We start from the raw sequence: 16,667 nt of genomic DNA, 5'->3' as shown, positions 1-16,667 counted from the left end.
TTAACAGAGCTTTAATATTCTGAGAGGATTTTATTAAAGACCTTTTCGCGTTCGAGTGAATTTTCAAAGTGAAATATTTCAGCACTAGGATGCTGATTGCGGAACCAGGTACGTTGACGCTTTGCATATTGACAAGTTTTGATGATCAGTTTTTCCTGAAGTTCTTCACGGCTGAGTTGACCATCTAGGTGAAGAGCAATCTCTTTGTAGCCCAGTGCTTGAGAAGCTGTAGGGGTGTTCAGTAAGCCTTTATTAATGAGCTTTTCGCCTTCTTCAATCCAGCCTTCCTGGAGCATTTCTACGCAACGTTTAGCAATGAGCTCGCGACTCAGCTCGGCACTAGGCATGAGGATGATTTGGCGACAATCAAAGCGGGGTGTTTGTGAGAAACTTCTTTTTGGGAGCGGACCATTAAGTAGATAAGCCGCTTCGTAGGCACGTAGAATCCTACGATTATTATCTTTTAACTTTTCAGCACTAGTAGGGTCAAGTGTTGCGAGTTTTGCAAAAATATTATCAATACCTTCTTGTTCATATTGTGCTCTGATATCTTGTGCTAGGTTTTTGTCACTTGGTAGGGTGTCAGCACCATAAAGAAACATTTTAGCATAGAGGCCAGTTCCTCCGGCCATAATGATAGGAGAATTGTTGTGTTCTAAGCGAATGTCTTCAGCCTTTTGGCAGAAATCGGCAGCAGTCCACGGATCTTCAATATTGAGTTCATCTACCATGTGATGCTTGACTTCGGAAAGTTCTTCAACGGTGGGTTTAGCACTGCCAATATCGAGTTCTCGATAAATCTGCATTGAGTCACAGGAAATGATAGGAGATTGAATTTTTTTAGCAAGTTTGAAGGCGAGTGAACTTTTGCCACTAGCTGTAGGGCCGAGGATGCTAATCAGTTGTTTCATGCTTTTCGACGGGAGCTTTAGGTGCTATAAGAGATGCGATTATGTAAATGAAAACAGAGACACAAATAGCGCTATCTGCAACATTAAACGCAGGAAAGCGATACCATCCCTCTTTATAGATGAAGGGGATATAAACTTCGATCATATCGACAACACCTTCAGGTCTGAAGGCGCGATCAATGCCATTACCCATAATGCCACCGAGCATCATTGATATGGCAAGAAAGTTTATTTTACGTTTTTCGCAAAGTTTTGGGAATTCAAAAAGTATTGCAAAAAAAGCAACAAATGAAATCAATGCCAATATATTGGTATGCGAACTTCCCATACCCCATGCCGCCCCCAAGTTACGATAATGAACGAGGTTGAAAAAGCCTGGGATTATTTCTTTAATCAGACGAGGTGAATAAGGCGTTGCCTGTATAGTCATGACCTTGGTGATTTGATCGAGGGCAATTAGGAATACACATAAAAGAGAAGGCCAACCATAAAAGTCGGCCTTCAATTCGATAAATCGGTCAGAGACTATTTTTTTTAGCTTACTCAGTGAAGTCCTTCCCAACAGTATTGTTAGTGAAGTTAGTTACACCTTGTGACTCACGAGTTTCTTTGCATTTAACGCAAAGTTTTGCATAAGGTATAGCATCTAGGCGAGGCTCTGAGATGTCTTCGCGACAATCGACACAACGTCCATATTTGCCTTGGTCTAATCTTTCGATAGCCTGTTGAATGAGTTGAACTTTGATACCTTCGTCACTCATTACGTTGAGGTTGATTTCGCGCATGAAGTTGTCTGATCCAACATCACCACCATCTTCACCAGCGTTTCTTTCAACTTGAAGGTTAACGCCATTGAGCATAGAAACTTGATCAACAAGTTGAGCTCTTAAAGCAAGTAGTTGCTCATAACGTTGCTTCTTATTGCCACGGTATCTGGGGAGGTCCAATTGGATATCAACTTGAGTAGGTTTGCGTGTAGACATGTGTGTGTTTCCCTGTAGTGCGTATGGTTAGTGTTTTTAGAGGATCAAATAAAATGCAAAAGCAAAGCAATTCAAGACATAAATAATTGAAATATCGAGGCTGAGCTTTAGATTCAGCGAAAATTAACATTATTTCAGGAGAAAAAGATGAATAAACCCGTTTCGGTAGTGATCATGGGTGCATCAGGTAATTTGGCATTAACTAAATTATTGCCAAGTTTATATACATTATATACATCAGGAGCGCTTCCCGCACAGTTTACGATTTCTGGTTACGCCCGTACGAGCATGACTCATGATGAGTTCCGCACGAAAGTAAAAGCTAACCTTATGGAGAGTGTCGAGGAAACTCAATTGGTCGAAAGTTTGGTTAATTCATTCATTAATAAGATTTTCTATCATGCCGGTAATTATGGTTCTGTTGAAGACTTCGGACAATTAAAAACTGAATTGGATGAAGTTAACGCTGAATTTGGCGAAGATATTAAACGTGTTTTCTATCTTTCTATTCCTCCTGCAGTATTTGAGCCTGTAATTCATTCTCTTCGCGAGAGTCAGTTAGTTGAAAAAGGTAATTTGGATCATTTTGTTGTTGTCGAAAAGCCATTTGGTTACGATACTGATTCGGCACGTGAACTCAATGCAACTATTGAACAGACTTTTGATGAAAGTCAGGTTTGCCGTATAGACCATTACTTAGGTAAAGAAGCCATTCAAAACCTTATGGTTATGCGTTTTGCAAATATCATTTTCGAACCAGTTTGGAACAGAAATTATATTGAATCAGTAACGATTAGCTGGGAAGAAGATAAAGCTATTGGCGATCGTGGAGGTTACTTTGATGATGCGGGAATCATTCGCGACGTAATTCAAAACCACCTTTTACAGATTTTGGCACTCGTAGCAATGGAGCAACCATCAGAATTGACTTCGGATGAGATTGCTAGTGAAAAAAATCGCGTACTTCGCAAAATCACTCCATTTAAAGCTGAAGACGTTGTTGTCGGACAATACACAGACGGTGTTTGTTCAGGGCGTTCGGTTAATTCATATAGAGATGAACCTGGCGTACCAAAAGATTCAATGCGCGACACTTTTGCGGCGGTTCGCTGTGAAATTAATAATCAGCGTTGGAGCGGTGTCCCATTTGTGGTTAAAGCTGGTAAAGCCATGACTAAGAGTTGTACAGAAATTATTATTCAATTTAAAGACGTGGTTGGCAGTATTTTCGCTAATCAACCTCATCATGCGAATAAACTTGTGATCCGAGTACAGCCAGAAGCCGGTATGATTTTTAACATCACGAATAAAGTGCCTGGAAAAGGCATGGTTCTCAAAGATGTAAAAATGGACTTCACTTATAATAGTGGTTTCGATGTTGCTATGCCAGGTGCATACGAGCGACTTTTATTGGATGCTATTAATGGTGATAAGAGTCTATTTATATCCTACGATGAACTGATTCAGTCTTGGGAGCTCTTTACTCCAATTCTTAAGAAGATTGATGCTGGTGAAAATGAAGTTCATTTTTATCGTGCAGGAACTTCTGGACCAGAGGAAGCCAACTTTAAGTAAAGTTGATCTAAATACTCTGATAAGGCTCACCAAATTGGTGAGCCTTTTTTATGTTCATTATTCAGCCTCTACTAGCTTTTGTAATTCGGTATTTAGGCGAGTTTTGTAGTTGGAAGTTTGAGATGGTGATAACTTTTCTGCAAGAAAACTGAGTTGACTATAGATAAATAAACGGTCGTAGCTGTTGCCACCGAGGATTTTTTGATTGATCAACTTATTGAGCATGCGGAAGGCGCGTTTTTTAGCATCTAAAAAGATAAGCATTTGTGCTTCCTTACGCGCAGCACGATAAAGCGCGTAAGCAAAAATTGAATTTTTCATAACGGCTTTTTCGGCTGTCATACGGCATTCCTCAAAACATAGAGCTGCTCGAAGGTAGTTAGTCTTTTTTTGTTCAGCTTCTCCGGTAAAAAGCAATGAATAACAATGAGTTAATTCTCTTGGTTGTGTGCAAGTCATAAGGTATTCCTTCGTTAATTACTAAGGAAAATTAGCCAATGAAACGAACAATTCAAATAGTATTGAGATTTAATCTCAATAAATAACGGCAATAGATGCTCAAGGCTTGATGCTTGGTTTAGATGAAGAATGTGGACTAGTTAGCGAGGAAAGCGGCAATTTCTTGTATTTGGTAGGCACTAAGGTTTTTGATTCTTTGTGCCATCTTGTAGCCTTTTTTATCCTCAGGATTTGCTCCACGTTTACCAGACTGAAAATCTTCGCATTGTTTGATGATGTACCACTCTTCGAGTTTTAAAATAGATGGGCTGCCAGTGAAAAACTTTCCCATGGTTCCTTGATGGCATCCATAGCAGTGAGTCTTGTATAGAGCTTCGCCTTCGGTGTGGCTTGAGCTTGCTTTCGCTTTCACAGGTCGACTTTGGCTTGCGAACCATGAATTTATTTGTTTGAGATCATTGTCTTCCATGTTTATAATAGCTTCTCGCATAGCGATGGCTTCGGGAGAAGCATCTTTGTGGCCTCGCATTCCATTTTTAAATTTCTGCATTTGTGAATTCATATATTTGAGTTCAAGACCGACGAGTGAAGGGGCGCCGTGAGTTTGCCCTTGATCATGACAAGAATTGCATTGTTGAATGTGATTTTGCATTTTAGAACTGAGTTGATTGAGTTCTTTAGGGCTTTGGCAGGAGAGTAATAAGAGGAATGATAATGTGATGATTACGTACTTCATGTGAAACCTAAATTTTTAAACATGATTAAATGTGCCACCATGAGAGCAAGAATAAAACTTTATTTCTTGGAGCATTGCTTGTTTTCTCAAGGCTTAAGTTCTTAAAAAGCGCATATCGAGTTCGAAGGCCTCCTTTTTCTTTTTCTTAGCAGGAGAAATTGTTTGCCTGTGACAGCTTCATGAAACCCAGAAGACGATTTGATAGCGAGAATGCTGTTGGGGTTTGCCCATCACAAAAAGCTTAGTTTGTCAATCTTGGGTTCAAGTGACCGGAGAGGCAGAATGAGCTTTCCTTTTTAAGGAAATCTAAAGATAAATTAGGCAAGGTGAGTCAATCGCAAATTCTATTTCTAGCATTTAATTTTAATGATGATATGAGCTACTCAAATAAGTGCTTAGGAGAGCTTAGCTTTAGTTGATTTTTTGACTTGCTAAGGCAATATAAGAATTGATAAAAAAAATAAGGAGACAAGATGTTAGTTCATACAGTATTTTTCTGGTTAAAAGAAGATTTAAGTGAAGAGCAAAGAGCCGATTTTTTTCGTGGTTTAGAAACTTTAAAAGAAATCCCATCTTCTGGGCCAGTTACGACAGGGACACCTTCAGCGACAGCAAAGAGACCTGTAATAGTAGATAGTTATGATTTTGGGCTGACATGTGTGTTTGAAAGTGTTGAAGAGCACGACGTTTATCAAGCTCACGAAATCCATCAAAAATTTATTAATGGTTGCGCCCAATACTGGGATAAGGTACAAGTATATGACTACGATTAAATCGGCCCTGATTTTAGTTTTAGCTTTATTTCTCAGCTCTTGCGAGAGCCATGATTGGGATAAAGATGATGCCCTTCAAGAAATGGTACAGCTTTTTGCCATACTTCCTGCCAATGCACCAGAGAGTCAATTAACGCGTTCAGTGCCAGGAGCTAATGGTAAGCCCATTAAAGTTAATCGTATTCCGATGCTTACCAATTTAGAGTTAGCGCATGCTGAGACTCGTTATCATAACACCAATGATGATATGATGGTAATCAAAGTTAACCTTAGTGGTTTAGGTGAAAATAAATGGCGTTTGGCGAGTGCTAACTACGCTGGTTACCGAGCTGTAATGATGGTCGGTGATGAATTCAAATGTTTTGTGAAATTTGACCCCTATTATCAGAAGGGAACTGTCAATTTATACTGTTACTTGACCTCTGCGGAAGCGGATGAAGTCTGTAGTCTGATTAAGAAGAATTATAAAGCTTTAGTAAGAAAATAAGAAGGTAAATATGTCATTAGACAAGTTAGAATCATTAATTGTAGCAGCCAGTGATGAAGGCAAAGCCAATGAAGAAGTGGTAGTTTGTGCTCGTTCACTCAAAGCAGAAGATCTCTCTTCAGCACAACGAGGAAGCATCGGCCAAGCAATGGAATTATTTTTTGCCAATGGAGCGAATGACCAGCAAAGTATCGAATTAGCTGTCGCAGTAGGCTTGCTTAAACCTGAAGGTGATTTCACGGCAGCATATAGCTCATTAGCTAGAGAAGTCTTTTCAGCTTACCCTGATCCGAGTGCGGTTCAAGAGGCTTTGGGAGAAGGTGATGTTGCCGATTTAGCTAATCGCTTACAAGTTTTATTAGTGGTTTTGACTGATTTCAGTAGTGTTAAGCCTTTTGGAAAACTCAAGCTTTCAGACCTCTCCGTTTATCACGTTGATTTTGGTTTTGGTCAAATTGAATCACTCGACAAAGTTACTAGCCAGGTTTCGGTAAAATTTAAAGTTGTCCAAAAGGTTCCACTTAAATTTTTCGCTAAAAAATCACACGTACTTCTACCAGGAACTTTAGGTTCTAAATTGGTGAAAGGCGAAAAGATTGTTATCAAAAACGTCCTTTCCAAAGATCTAGTTAGTCAGATTGAATCAGAATCAATCCCAAGTCTCAAAGTCAGTCAGGCAATGATTACTCGTTTGGTCATGCCTACTTATATTAAAACGGCGAAGGCTTTTGAAGAATGGTACAGACGTCGAGTTTTAGCTGACACCGCAAAAAAATCGACTTCAGCAAGTGGCCGTTCATGGGAAATGAGTCGTAGTTTAGATGAGCTCAAAGTCGCTTTGAAAGATACTGAATCTGTTAATTTTGGTGAAGCAGAAAAAACGAGTCTCATTAGAGCCTTCAAATTTGCAGCTGCTAGACCAGCGCAGAACAAAATTTTTGCTGAATCACTTGCAGGCCTATGGGAAATTGTCGCTGAAAAAGAGTATCTTGTTGATATGATTCAAGAACTCGCTGAAACGGCTTCGATCTGGAAAGATACAGAAGGTTTTGTGAAAGTTTCCAATCCGATGAATGTAAAAACGATTGCTGCATGGTTTGCAGTGACGCTTGAGGCAAAAGGGATTGAGTATTTCGCAAAAGATGTGATGCAACTACCCATTAAATTCCTCAATGCCATCGATAAGATTGATGATGATCTCAATACTCAAGCTTTAGAAGCTTCAGCTAAAAGAGAAGTGGCATCAGGAAATCTAAGTGCAGCTGTTACTTGCTGGTTGTGGAGTAAGTATAACAAAAAGCCAGCAAAGCTCGCAGAAATTATTACTACTCCAATTCAAGTTTTTCGTGCTTTGGCTAATGCTGAAACTGCGGATAAATCGGGTAAAGATTTGCGTAAGTTTATCATGTCTAATGAGAAGTTCTTAGAGTTTTTACTTGGAACGGGTTCTGATGAAGATGTGAAAAGTTTGGTGAGCACAGTAAAAACTTTCCCTGGTTTAGATAATGGTGAGCGTCAGAGCTTACTTGTTAAAATCGTAAGAATTAAGCCCGATGCACTTAAGCAAGTCGAAGTAAAGAAAGTTGAAGTAAAAGTCGGTAAATTACCACAGGTCACTTCTCAGCGTTCCTATAAAGCTTTGCAGGTTGAGCATGAAAAACTTGTGAATGTTGAAATCCCAGAAAACTCTAAAGCTATTGCCGCTGCCCGTGAGCACGGTGATTTACGTGAGAATTTTGAATTTAGAGCTGCTAAAGACCGTCAGAAATACCTTCAATTACGCGTTGGTGAACTCGATGCATTATTGAATAGAATTGGTCCGACTGATTTTTCTGAATTCAAAGTCAAGAATCGCGTTATTCCTGCGGCTAAAGTTAAAGTCAAAACAGCAGGTGCTGAAACGACTTATTCAATTGTCGGCATGTTGGATGGTAATCCAGATAAAAATTGGCTTTCATTCGAAACGCCTTTGGCAAAATCAATGCTTGGTCACCAAGTAGGAGATGAATTAACTCTTCCAGATGGTACTGAAGCAGAAATATTATCCATCGATCCACTCGATGAAGAAACACTTAACTACTTTATAAACGAAGGATAAAAAAAAAATGTCTAGCGCTTATGTATTTCCTGGGCAAGGCTCACAGAAAAAAGGTATGGGAGCAGAACTCTTTGAGAAGTTTCCAGAATTAGTGGCCTCAGCCGATGAAATCTTGGGTTACTCAATTGTAGAACTTTGTACTGAAGACCCACGAGAAGAGCTCAATAAAACTCAATTCACTCAACCGGCTCTCTATGTAGTGAATGCTTTAACTTATCTAGATAAGATGAATTCTGGAGAAGCGGCTCCAGCATACCTTGCAGGTCATAGTTTGGGTGAATATAACGCCTTGTTCGCTGCAGGCGCTTACGATTTTGTTACGGGTTTGAAACTCGTTCAGAAACGTGGCGAGATTATGAGTAAAGTCGAAGGTGGCGGTATGGCTGCTGTTCTTGGTATGACGGCAGATCAAATTGCAGAAGTCCTTTCGGGTGGTTCGGCAATTGATGTAGCTAATTTCAACTCACCGGCTCAAACAGTGCTTTCAGGTATGAAAGATGACGTTGTTGCAGCTGAAAGTGCTTTCAAAGACGCAGGAGCTAAACGCTACGTAGTGCTTCCAGTAAGTGGAGCATTTCACTCTCGTTATATGGAAGGTCCTAGAGAAGAGTTTCGTGAATTTGTTAATTCTTTTGAATTCAACGAGATTAAAACTCCAGTAATTTCTAACTTTGAAGCAGATCTTTACGACAGTTCTCGCATTGCGGATTTGCTTTGTTCGCAAATTGCAGGCTCAGTCCGTTGGGTTGAATCAGTTAATAAAATGAAAGATCTTGGCGTTGACGAATTTGTAGAATGTGGCCCGGGCCGTGTCCTCGCAGGTCTGATTCGTCAGATTGGCTAAACAATAGTTTTTCTAAAAAATGCGGAGTTTGCGATTGCGAACTTCGCATTTTTTTTTGTTAAGAAACCATGACAAAAGATCTGTGTGCTCAGGTATTGTTTGGTTTGAGTTCAAAGCCGTAGTATAATTTCTTTAGATTCTATAGGTTGTTTTATGCGTTTAGTTATGACTTTAATCATTTGTTTTGTGTTTGCCTCTTGTGCTAGTCGAGGTAACTCAACTCGTTTGTTTGAATTGCCTGAAATGCAGACAGTTAGCTTGAGTCCTATTTCACATATACAAAATAAAGAAATTTCCGAAGCATCGGGCTTAGTAAAAAGTCGAATTTACCCAGGGGTTTATTGGACTCATAACGATTCGGGAGGAAAAACGCGACTTTACGCTCTAAAAATCAATGAACCTGAGCCATCGACCATAGCGGGGATTATCGACTTAAAAGAGGTTGAGAACCAGGATTGGGAGGATGTGAGCATTGACAAATTTGGTAAACTCTATGTAAGTGATACGGGAAATAATAAACAAAAACGCGAAGTATTGAGTTTTTATGTTATATCGGAAACTTCAAAAACAGGGATTTCCACTGAGTATAAATTTCGTTTTCCAGATTATCAGAAACCCGTTAAGAATAAAAACTTTGATTGTGAAGCCATGTTTCACTTTCAAAATAAGCTTTACTTGTTAACTAAGCATCGTGATGATGCGAAGACTAAACTCTATCGTTTTAATGAGCTGACAGAAGATGTGCTTATGGTACCGGAGAAACTCTATACCTTTGATATTGGTGGGATGGTAACAAGTGCAGATATGTCGAAAAACGAGCGGCAACTAGCAGTTTTAACTTATGATAGTGTGTGGCTCTTTAAAAATTTTAAGGAAGATAAATTTTTTACGGGAGATGTCTATTTTTTACCGATATCTGCAAAGCAATGTGAAGCCATATGTTTTGATAATGAAGATGAGCTTTTGATCTCAAATGAGCAGAGAGAGATTTTTCGTATTGCGGTACAAGATTTTATCAAAATTGAAAAACGTAAATAATTTTTTAAAACCTGTCAATAAAAAGCGTCCAGTAACCATATTTAGGTAAATAATTTTGGAGCTTTACATGAACAAGTTTTTACCGATCACATTTTTAGTCTTTATGTTTTCTTTGGCAGCACAAGAAAAACCTAATATCATTTTCATCGAAGTCGATGATTTGCCCGCACATTATATCGGAGCTATGGGGGCAGGTTTTGCGCAGACACCGACTTTGGATAAGCTTGCTAGCGAAGGCGTTTTTTTTAATAATGCAGTATGTCAGGGTACTCAGTGTGGACCTTCTAGAAATTCTTTAATTGCGGGCGTTTATCCACATAATATTGGGATGTATCAAAATGGCCCATTTAAAGGTCTAGCAGCAGATGTTTGGACACTTCCAAAAGCCTTGCAAAAAGTGGGTTACAAAACAGCTCATATTGGTAAAAGTCACATTCATCCAAGTAAAGATGGTCTTGAAGGATCAAAAGAAGAAGTTCGCACAGAAGGTCACCGGCGCTTAGGTTTTGATTATGTTTGGCAATCTTTAGGGCGTGCCGTTGTGGGAGGTAAAGATCCCGAGAAAGGAGTTGACGCCTATGTTGACTTTCTTATTGAAAAAGGTTATTTCGAACAAATGAAAGCGGATCGCGGTAAACCAACGAGTTTACCTGATGATATCTATTTAGATGGATTGTTTACAAAGTTGGCAGAAAAGTTCATTGCTGAACAAAATCAACCGTATTTTTTATGGCTAAACTATTCAGTACCCCATGGGCCTTATGATGTGAAGCAATCATACCACGATCGTTTTACGAACGCAAAAATCCCGAAACCTAGCGCCATGCATGACAAAGGTGAAGGCATTCCTTCAGAGTTGCGTCCAAGTCCCTTAAAAGACTTTTCAAAATTGGATCAGACACAAAAAGGGAATTGTGCGAGTATCGCATTTATGGACGATCAGATTAAAGCCATCGTTGATGCAGTGGAAACTAGTGGCAAACAGGATAATACGATCATTGTCTTTTTTAGTGATCATGGGATCTTAGTCGGCGAGCATGGGCTGCATCACAAAACAACTCTTTATAAAGAGGTCTTAAATCCAGCTTTAGTGATTTATGATCCTCGTAATATTGAGGCAAAAGTACTTAGCCAGCCCGTGCAATTACTCGACTTGGTTCCGACAGCACTAGAATGGGCTGATGCTAAGGAAGAGGATAAAGCGAAGCCTTTTGGTGATAGTCTTTTGCCACTGTTGACTAATGAGGGTGAATTCGCACGCGATTACGCAGTAGGTGAGTGCCCAGGTTATTATGCTATAGTCACAGAAAAATATAAGTATATCGCCCCCTTTGATTATAATAAAAATGGAATAATCATACTCTTTGATTTAGAAAATGATCCTGCAGAAGTTCACAATGTAGCGGAGCAAAACCCCGAACTAATCGCAATGTTTAAAGAAAAATCAGAAAAATGGTTAGCTCAATCGGGAGAAGTTCTCGTTCAAGCACCAGTTCCGACCAAGGAAGAAAAGCGACGTAAAAAAGCTGAAAAAGCCGCTAAAGAAAAAAAGAAAAAGAAGAAATCTTAGTTTTTGGGGCTAGGAGGGATATTTAGGATCGCGATTTTTAATCCATGAGTTTTCCCATGGATTGTTGCGATGTTCTCTAAGTGACCAACCTCAGTGAAACCAAATTTCTCATTGAGCTTTTTGCTGGCGATATTGTGATCAAAATACATAGTTAGTAAGTTTTCTACTCCTAGACTAGGGCAAGCCTTGATCATTTTGTCTTTGAGAAAAGATCCCAAGCCTTGAGCATGAAAGTTCTTGTCAATGTAAGTGCTGTGTTCCGCTGTCTTATCATAGGCGGGACGACTACCATAGAAAGATGTTAGATAGGTGAAAGCAATGATTTGGTTTCGATAAAGCACAGTCCACAAAGGGCGTTTTTGAGGGTCGAATTGTTTGAACCATTCGAGGCGATCTTCAAGTTGGATCGTTTTGGTGTCTGCGGTTGAGATTCCAGTTAAGACAGCTTGGTTGTATATCTTGATTATATCAGGGAGGTCATTAATTACGGCGTCTCGAATAATGACTTCTTGCAAGTTTAATGACATAGGTTGCTCGCTTGTTATCAGAGGCTTTCAGCACAGGCATATGCTGAACTCCAAGCCCATTGGAAATTGTAGCCACCTAACCAGCCAGAAACATCGACAGACTCACCAATAAAGTATAAACCAGGTACTTTTTGAACTTCCATGCTCTTACTTGAAAGCTCCTTGGTATCTAAGCCTCCAATGGTGACTTCCGCAGTTCGATAACCTTCTGTGCCAGATGGGACGATAGAGTAGCGGAAGAGCTGTTCATTGAGTTTATTGATTTCACTCTTGGAGAGCTGGGCTACGGCTTTTTTTGGCGCTTGTAGGAAGAGCTCGATGAACTTTTTTGGAAAGTAAGTTTTTAGGACTTGATCCAAGCTTTCTTTAGCCCTAGTTTTGCGAATTTGATTAATGAATTGTTCGGGATCTTCATCGGGTAAGAAATTAAAAAAGACAGGCTGACTCTCTTGCCAGTACGAAGATATTTGTAAAATAGCAGGACCAGAAAGGCCACGGTGCGTGAAGAGAATGTTTTCTCTGAAAGAAGTTTTTTTATTAAGTGAAACCTTGGCCTCTAAGGCAAGGCCAGCAAGGCTTTTTGCGAGTTCAAGTTTATCGCCACTTAAGGTTAGGGGAACAAGGCCGGGTCGAGTGGGAATAAGTGATAAATTAAATTGTTTTGCGATCTTATAAGCAAAGTTTGAGGCACCGATTTTGGGCAAAGAGAGTCCGCCACTAGCAATGACTAGTTTAGAAGAAGAGACTGTTCCATTAGAAGTATTTAATGAAAAACCAGTGTCTGTTTTTAGGACTTCGGTGATTTCGCATTGGTATTGGCATACGACATTATCAGAACGGCATTCTTCTTGTAGCATAGCTAGGATCGCGGGAGATTTTTGATCACAAAAGAGCTGGCCAAGAGTTTTTTCATGAAAGCTTAAGTTATGCTCTTTGACGAGTTTTATGAAGTCGTGTTGTGTGTAGCGTTTAAGAGCTGAAATACAGAAGCGTGGGTTTTGTGATACGTACCGATCGGGCTGGATGTTGAGGTTGGTGAAGTTGCATCGGCCACCACCAGAAATAATGATTTTACGCCCAGGTTTTGGGTTGTGATCTAGTAATAAAATTTTGAGGTTTTTCTTAGCGGCAAGGCCGGCACACATGAGCCCAGCGGCACCCGCTCCTACAATAATGAGATCGTAATTAGGATTGCTTTTCATTTTCGTCTTGTGGATCTTTGAGTACGAAAATGAAATAGACAAAACCGATAGCTCCTAAGAGTAAGGTGAGAAGAAATCTTTTGGAGATGGATGGGCCACTTTTAGGCGGGTGTTTCATGAAGTGAAATAAGACGGCAAGAGCACAGGCCGTGTGTACAATGGCTGTGAGGCCAATGAAAAGCATGAGAGCTAATTTGATGTCGACGGCTAATAACATAATTACTCCTTAACAGCGGTGTAGATTGTGACCGTGCCCAAGCATAAGCTGTCTGTGTGCTTTACTGTGAAGCCACATTTTTTCAGTAGTTCATTCATGTCTTGCGGAGCTAAACAATTTTTGATTGAACGATCAAGGTATTCGTAGGCTTCGATTCGTGAACCATAGATTTTGGCGCCAAGAGGTAGAGCAATTCCCATATAAAGAGAATGGAAAAAGCTTATGGGTTTAAATTTGGGTTGAGTTAAGTCAAGCATGGAGATGACGCCGCCGGGACGAAGGATACGGTAACATTCCTTGTAGAAACGCTCCAAGTCAGGGAGGTTTCTAAGAACAAAAGCGGACGTAACCGCACTCGTGCACTCATTTTTAAAGGGTAGATCAGATGCAGAAAGTCTTAAGACCTCTTGAGCATTGCCAGAATTTGCTGCGATCTCAAGGAATCGCGGGCAGATATCCGAGCTGAGGAAACGAGCTTCAGGAAGGTGTTTTTTTGATAAGGCAGAAAGCGAGCCTGGCCCGCAACCAATATCTAAAACGGGGTGAGATGGATCATAATACTGCTTGAGGCGTTTGAGTAGCTTGAGTCGCCAGCCTTTATCCATTCCCATTGAGATGAAAGTATTAATTTTTTCATAAGTATCTGCGATTTCTTGAAACATATCTTCGACGTTTTTACGCCATTCATCGGCATCGCTTTTGTTAATTTGTGTGAGTTTATCCATGCTGATATCCGAGTTCATCTGTGTAGTACTGAGCCTCAAAAACTTGATCGATTAATTTGTGTTTCGCGCAAAGTTTGAGGTAAAAATTAAAGTTGGCGATCTCCATTTCACCACATTCGAAGTGAAGATTGCGTAAGTAGGTCATGGGCTTGCTTATTTCTGGGTAAGTTTGCCTGCAGTTTTTCGCAAAAGTTTCCTCGCAAGCAAAAGATTCAGAGGGGGCGTCTTTCAGTTTTTTGACCAAAAGGGCTATTTCTTTAGGGTATTTCTCTAGGGCATCTTTGCGGATGACGCAAAGGGCAAAAACAATATCGCGTTGGAAAAGCTCGCGCCAAGCAGCGCCTAAATCCCATGAGTGAGTGAAGGCCGAGAAGTCTTCAGTTAAAGCTTCATCTCCAATAGTTAAAGCAGCTAGGGCATCATTTGGAACTCCTTGGTGGCAGTCGTAATTGATGAGCTCTTTGGCGTGAATGTTTTTTTCGCCCAAAAGTATTTTCAATATAGAAATTGAGGTCGCAGAGGCAGAAGTTATGTAAATATTTTGCTGGTCTAAGTCTTCGATAGGGACTTTCGAAACGAGCTTTACTGAGTTGACGTAACCTTTTGAGGAGAGTGATATGCCTGGTGCGAGGATATATTGTTCTTTATTTCGCAAATATTCGAAGGCCGATACGAGACTCATGTCTAATTCGCCTTGGGCCAACATTTTGTTTAGCTCGCCTGGCCTTGCTAATACAGCACGCCAGTTTTTTGCTTCGGCTTGATCGCGAATAATGGGCCAAGAGAAGGGGAAGGCATTGAGGTAGTTAATGAGGCCAATTTTAAGCATGGTCATCCTCTTTCCAACGCTTGAAAAGTTGGTGGTCAACGTTGAGCTGATCCAAGGCTTTTCCCGCAACAAAATTCACCATGCCTTCAAAGCTATTATCGCCATGATAAAAGCCAGGGATACAGGGGACAATTTGTACGCCAATTTGAGAGAGCTTAAGGGCGTTTTCAAGATGTATTGAGCTGAGTGGCGTTTCCCTAAGTCCAATGACGAGCGGGAAGCGTTCTTTTAAACAAACATCGGCAGCGCGTTCGATAAGATTTGAAGAAAAACCATTTGCGATGGCCGCAAGGCATTTAGCTGAACATGGCATGATGAGCATGCCGTCATGTCTGAAGCTTCCTGAAGAGATCGCTGCACCTAAGTTTTTGACATTCTCCACTTGAATGAGGGATTGTTCTTCGGGGCTAAAACTTTTGACAAAATCATCTAAGCTTCCTTCGTTCATTTCGTCTAGCCAAATTTGTTTTGCCGTAGGTGAGGCAATTAAAAAAACTTTTGCGCCAGTTTTGACTAAAGTTTTTAAGCAAGTTCTGGCGAAGTATGAGCCAGAGGCACCACTGATTGCGAGGATGTAAGTTTTTTGTTTCATTTGTTGAAAGTGCTAATGGCTGTATTCAAGTAAACCTCCAGTTCTTCAGTAGGCATCGATGAGCTCATGTTAAGTAGTGCTTGTCGTGCCGTTCGTTCAAGGGAGTTGATTTCACTTTGCATTTTTTCATCAAGTTGGACGAGTTCGTAGATTTCCTGGACAAGAGGGTGGTTCATGCCGCATCGTTGCTTACTAGTGATGAGGGTAATGAGTTTCTCGCGGTATTCTAGAGGAGCGTGTTCGAGCATTAAGATCCAAGGAAGGGTAATGAAGCCATTGCCAATATCAGCGCCACGATCTTTGTTGTCATCTTCTCCAGCCTTGGTGAAGTCGGCCCAGTCATCGGCAATTTGGAAAATTAAACCAAAAGAATCAGCGTATTCACCTGCTAATTTGATGTCTCCAGGGTTTTTGTCAGCTAAACGTGAGCCGGCTTTTGTACATAAGCTCAATAGAGCACCAGTTTTTTTCTGTAGAATTTCTAAGTACTGACTCTTTGTTACATCGATATTGCCCTTGCGTGCTTGCTGAAGAAGTTCACCTTCAATGAGCTGCTTGATGGTGCTGGCTGCATCAGCGGTAACCCAAGAAGGGAGACGCGCGGATAAAGAGAAAATTGAAGTGAATAAAAGGTCACCCAGGAGTAGGGCTACAGGCCTTCCATGTATGGCATTCATGGTGGGGAGATTACGACGTAAATTGCAGTCATCAATGATGTCGTCGTGAACTAAACTAGCACAATGGATACTTTCGCATACAGCAGCAAGAGTTGCGGCGTTTGGATGGTCGCCCAATAAAGTAAAAACTAGTAAGGGACGAAGTTGTTTGCCACGCGAGTTTTTTAAAGCCTTAGCTAAATCACCAGTCTGAGGAGTTTCCGAATTTAATGTTTTCTGAATGAGTTCATTGCATTCAGCCAAGGGGATTGCGTAAGTTTCTGTTATTTGCCGTAGGCTTTTGAGTGTATCCGACTGCATAAAAATTCCGTAAAAATTAATATAACTGAAAAACTAGTCCGGATTAGCCGTTGCGCAAAGTTGAGCACTGGAAAAATCGAACTTATCTACTATTTTGGCGACTATGTTTAAAAAAACAAATTTC

19 protein-coding genes are annotated in these 16,667 nt (G+C 40.4%); 7 read left to right on the top strand and 12 right to left on the bottom strand.

The window, feature by feature from the left end; all coding sequences use genetic code 11:
* Nucleotides 1-11: 11 nt before the first annotated feature.
* Genes miaA through PQO01_RS19015 form a run of 3 tightly spaced genes read right to left on the bottom strand, consistent with a single transcriptional unit; the run spans nt 12 to nt 1,894 of the window.
* Nucleotides 12-911 carry a tRNA (adenosine(37)-N6)-dimethylallyltransferase MiaA gene (gene miaA / locus PQO01_RS19025; protein WP_274315811.1) on the bottom strand — a complete coding sequence of 300 codons (900 nt, stop codon included), beginning with the start codon at nt 909-911 and terminating at the stop codon, nt 12-14.
* A complete protein-coding gene (gene lspA, locus PQO01_RS19020) occupies nt 895-1,416 on the bottom strand; it encodes a signal peptidase II (RefSeq protein ID WP_274315810.1) in 522 nt (173 codons plus the stop codon). The genes miaA and lspA overlap by 17 nt, the downstream gene beginning before the upstream one ends.
* A gap of 34 nt (nt 1,417-1,450) precedes the next feature.
* A complete protein-coding gene (locus PQO01_RS19015; RefSeq protein ID WP_274315809.1) occupies nt 1,451-1,894 on the bottom strand; it encodes a TraR/DksA family transcriptional regulator in 444 nt (147 codons plus the stop codon).
* 147 nt (nt 1,895-2,041) lie between these two features.
* Between PQO01_RS19015 and zwf the strand changes: the two genes are divergently transcribed.
* Nucleotides 2,042-3,469, top strand: a complete 1,428-nt coding sequence (zwf, locus tag PQO01_RS19010) for a glucose-6-phosphate dehydrogenase (RefSeq protein ID WP_274315808.1) — start codon at nt 2,042-2,044, stop codon at nt 3,467-3,469.
* A gap of 57 nt (nt 3,470-3,526) precedes the next feature.
* Here the strand turns inward: zwf and PQO01_RS19005 are convergent, their stop codons facing one another.
* Together PQO01_RS19005 and PQO01_RS19000 are read right to left on the bottom strand one after the other, a co-directional pair.
* Nucleotides 3,527-3,928, bottom strand: coding sequence for a hypothetical protein (locus PQO01_RS19005; RefSeq protein WP_274315807.1), 402 nt, complete (start codon nt 3,926-3,928; stop codon nt 3,527-3,529).
* Between the two features lie 136 nt (nt 3,929-4,064).
* Complete coding sequence (locus tag PQO01_RS19000; RefSeq protein ID WP_274315806.1) at nt 4,065-4,664, bottom strand: c-type cytochrome; 600 nt, start codon at nt 4,662-4,664, stop codon at nt 4,065-4,067.
* A gap of 473 nt (nt 4,665-5,137) precedes the next feature.
* Between PQO01_RS19000 and PQO01_RS18995 the strand changes: the two genes are divergently transcribed.
* The 6 genes from PQO01_RS18995 (at nt 5,138) to PQO01_RS18970 (ending at nt 11,474) form a co-directional block, all read left to right on the top strand.
* Complete coding sequence (locus PQO01_RS18995; RefSeq protein ID WP_274315805.1) at nt 5,138-5,437, top strand: Dabb family protein; 300 nt, start codon at nt 5,138-5,140, stop codon at nt 5,435-5,437.
* A complete protein-coding gene (locus PQO01_RS18990) occupies nt 5,424-5,924 on the top strand; it encodes a hypothetical protein (protein WP_274315804.1) in 501 nt (166 codons plus the stop codon). Before PQO01_RS18995 ends, PQO01_RS18990 begins: the two co-directional genes overlap by 14 nt.
* Nucleotides 5,925-5,934: 10 nt before the next feature.
* Nucleotides 5,935-8,022, top strand: a complete 2,088-nt coding sequence (locus tag PQO01_RS18985) for a GreA/GreB family elongation factor (protein WP_274315803.1) — start codon at nt 5,935-5,937, stop codon at nt 8,020-8,022.
* A gap of 7 nt (nt 8,023-8,029) precedes the next feature.
* Nucleotides 8,030-8,866: an ACP S-malonyltransferase gene (gene fabD, locus PQO01_RS18980; RefSeq protein ID WP_274315802.1), complete on the top strand. Its 837-nt coding sequence runs from the start codon at nt 8,030-8,032 to the stop codon at nt 8,864-8,866.
* Between the two features lie 153 nt (nt 8,867-9,019).
* Complete coding sequence (locus PQO01_RS18975) at nt 9,020-9,904, top strand: hypothetical protein (RefSeq protein WP_274315801.1); 885 nt, start codon at nt 9,020-9,022, stop codon at nt 9,902-9,904.
* Between the two features lie 67 nt (nt 9,905-9,971).
* Nucleotides 9,972-11,474, top strand: a complete 1,503-nt coding sequence (locus PQO01_RS18970) for a sulfatase family protein (RefSeq protein WP_274315800.1) — start codon at nt 9,972-9,974, stop codon at nt 11,472-11,474.
* Here the strand turns inward: PQO01_RS18970 and PQO01_RS18965 are convergent.
* The 7 genes from PQO01_RS18965 to PQO01_RS18935 are packed head-to-tail and all read right to left on the bottom strand — an operon-like array spanning nt 11,471 to nt 16,543.
* Nucleotides 11,471-12,001: a GNAT family N-acetyltransferase gene (locus PQO01_RS18965; protein WP_274315799.1), complete on the bottom strand. Its 531-nt coding sequence runs from the start codon at nt 11,999-12,001 to the stop codon at nt 11,471-11,473. The two genes, PQO01_RS18970 and PQO01_RS18965, sit on opposite strands and share 4 nt — an antisense overlap.
* A gap of 17 nt (nt 12,002-12,018) precedes the next feature.
* A complete protein-coding gene (locus PQO01_RS18960; protein ID WP_274315798.1) occupies nt 12,019-13,203 on the bottom strand; it encodes a BaiN/RdsA family NAD(P)/FAD-dependent oxidoreductase in 1,185 nt (394 codons plus the stop codon).
* Nucleotides 13,187-13,420, bottom strand: coding sequence for a hypothetical protein (locus PQO01_RS18955; protein ID WP_274315797.1), 234 nt, complete (start codon nt 13,418-13,420; stop codon nt 13,187-13,189). Before PQO01_RS18955 ends, PQO01_RS18960 begins: the two co-directional genes overlap by 17 nt.
* Before the next feature lie 2 nt (nt 13,421-13,422).
* Nucleotides 13,423-14,145, bottom strand: a complete 723-nt coding sequence (locus tag PQO01_RS18950; protein ID WP_274315796.1) for a class I SAM-dependent methyltransferase — start codon at nt 14,143-14,145, stop codon at nt 13,423-13,425.
* Complete coding sequence (locus tag PQO01_RS18945) at nt 14,138-14,974, bottom strand: menaquinone biosynthetic enzyme MqnA/MqnD family protein (protein ID WP_274315795.1); 837 nt, start codon at nt 14,972-14,974, stop codon at nt 14,138-14,140. The genes PQO01_RS18950 and PQO01_RS18945 overlap by 8 nt, the downstream gene beginning before the upstream one ends.
* On the bottom strand, nt 14,967-15,566 hold the full coding sequence (locus PQO01_RS18940; protein ID WP_274315794.1) for a UbiX family flavin prenyltransferase: 600 nt from the start codon (nt 15,564-15,566) through the stop codon (nt 14,967-14,969). The genes PQO01_RS18945 and PQO01_RS18940 overlap by 8 nt, the downstream gene beginning before the upstream one ends.
* A complete protein-coding gene (locus tag PQO01_RS18935; RefSeq protein WP_274315793.1) occupies nt 15,563-16,543 on the bottom strand; it encodes a polyprenyl synthetase family protein in 981 nt (326 codons plus the stop codon). Before PQO01_RS18935 ends, PQO01_RS18940 begins: the two co-directional genes overlap by 4 nt.
* Nucleotides 16,544-16,667: the final 124 nt, after the last annotated feature.

The organism is Lentisphaera marina (assembly GCF_028745505.1).
GTDB classification, from domain to species: Bacteria; Verrucomicrobiota; Lentisphaeria; order Lentisphaerales; family Lentisphaeraceae; genus Lentisphaera; species Lentisphaera marina.
The sequence above is the reverse complement of the archived record's forward strand: the minus strand, read 5'-3'. Positions and strand labels throughout refer to the sequence as shown.

What these genes read in the sequence shown, in the direction of transcription:
- PQO01_RS18950 (WP_274315796.1), bottom strand. Translation starts at nt 14,145, where the DNA reads ATGGATAAACTCACACAAATTAACAAAAGCGATGCCGATGAATGGCGT.
- PQO01_RS18995 (WP_274315805.1), top strand. Translation starts at nt 5,138, where the DNA reads ATGTTAGTTCATACAGTATTTTTCTGGTTAAAAGAAGATTTAAGTGAA.
- PQO01_RS18940 (WP_274315794.1), bottom strand. Translation starts at nt 15,566, where the DNA reads ATGAAACAAAAAACTTACATCCTCGCAATCAGTGGTGCCTCTGGCTCA.
- PQO01_RS18975 (WP_274315801.1), top strand. Translation starts at nt 9,020, where the DNA reads ATGCGTTTAGTTATGACTTTAATCATTTGTTTTGTGTTTGCCTCTTGT.
- PQO01_RS18960 (WP_274315798.1), bottom strand. Translation starts at nt 13,203, where the DNA reads ATGAAAAGCAATCCTAATTACGATCTCATTATTGTAGGAGCGGGTGCC.
- PQO01_RS19000 (WP_274315806.1), bottom strand. Translation starts at nt 4,664, where the DNA reads ATGAAGTACGTAATCATCACATTATCATTCCTCTTATTACTCTCCTGC.
- PQO01_RS18965 (WP_274315799.1), bottom strand. Translation starts at nt 12,001, where the DNA reads ATGTCATTAAACTTGCAAGAAGTCATTATTCGAGACGCCGTAATTAAT.
- PQO01_RS19005 (WP_274315807.1), bottom strand. Translation starts at nt 3,928, where the DNA reads ATGACTTGCACACAACCAAGAGAATTAACTCATTGTTATTCATTGCTT.
- PQO01_RS18955 (WP_274315797.1), bottom strand. Translation starts at nt 13,420, where the DNA reads ATGTTATTAGCCGTCGACATCAAATTAGCTCTCATGCTTTTCATTGGC.
- PQO01_RS18935 (WP_274315793.1), bottom strand. Translation starts at nt 16,543, where the DNA reads ATGCAGTCGGATACACTCAAAAGCCTACGGCAAATAACAGAAACTTAC.
- PQO01_RS19015 (WP_274315809.1), bottom strand. Translation starts at nt 1,894, where the DNA reads ATGTCTACACGCAAACCTACTCAAGTTGATATCCAATTGGACCTCCCC.
- PQO01_RS18945 (WP_274315795.1), bottom strand. Translation starts at nt 14,974, where the DNA reads ATGCTTAAAATTGGCCTCATTAACTACCTCAATGCCTTCCCCTTCTCT.
- fabD (WP_274315802.1), top strand. Translation starts at nt 8,030, where the DNA reads ATGTCTAGCGCTTATGTATTTCCTGGGCAAGGCTCACAGAAAAAAGGT.
- PQO01_RS18990 (WP_274315804.1), top strand. Translation starts at nt 5,424, where the DNA reads ATGACTACGATTAAATCGGCCCTGATTTTAGTTTTAGCTTTATTTCTC.
- PQO01_RS18985 (WP_274315803.1), top strand. Translation starts at nt 5,935, where the DNA reads ATGTCATTAGACAAGTTAGAATCATTAATTGTAGCAGCCAGTGATGAA.
- zwf (WP_274315808.1), top strand. Translation starts at nt 2,042, where the DNA reads ATGAATAAACCCGTTTCGGTAGTGATCATGGGTGCATCAGGTAATTTG.
- PQO01_RS18970 (WP_274315800.1), top strand. Translation starts at nt 9,972, where the DNA reads ATGAACAAGTTTTTACCGATCACATTTTTAGTCTTTATGTTTTCTTTG.
- miaA (WP_274315811.1), bottom strand. Translation starts at nt 911, where the DNA reads ATGAAACAACTGATTAGCATCCTCGGCCCTACAGCTAGTGGCAAAAGT.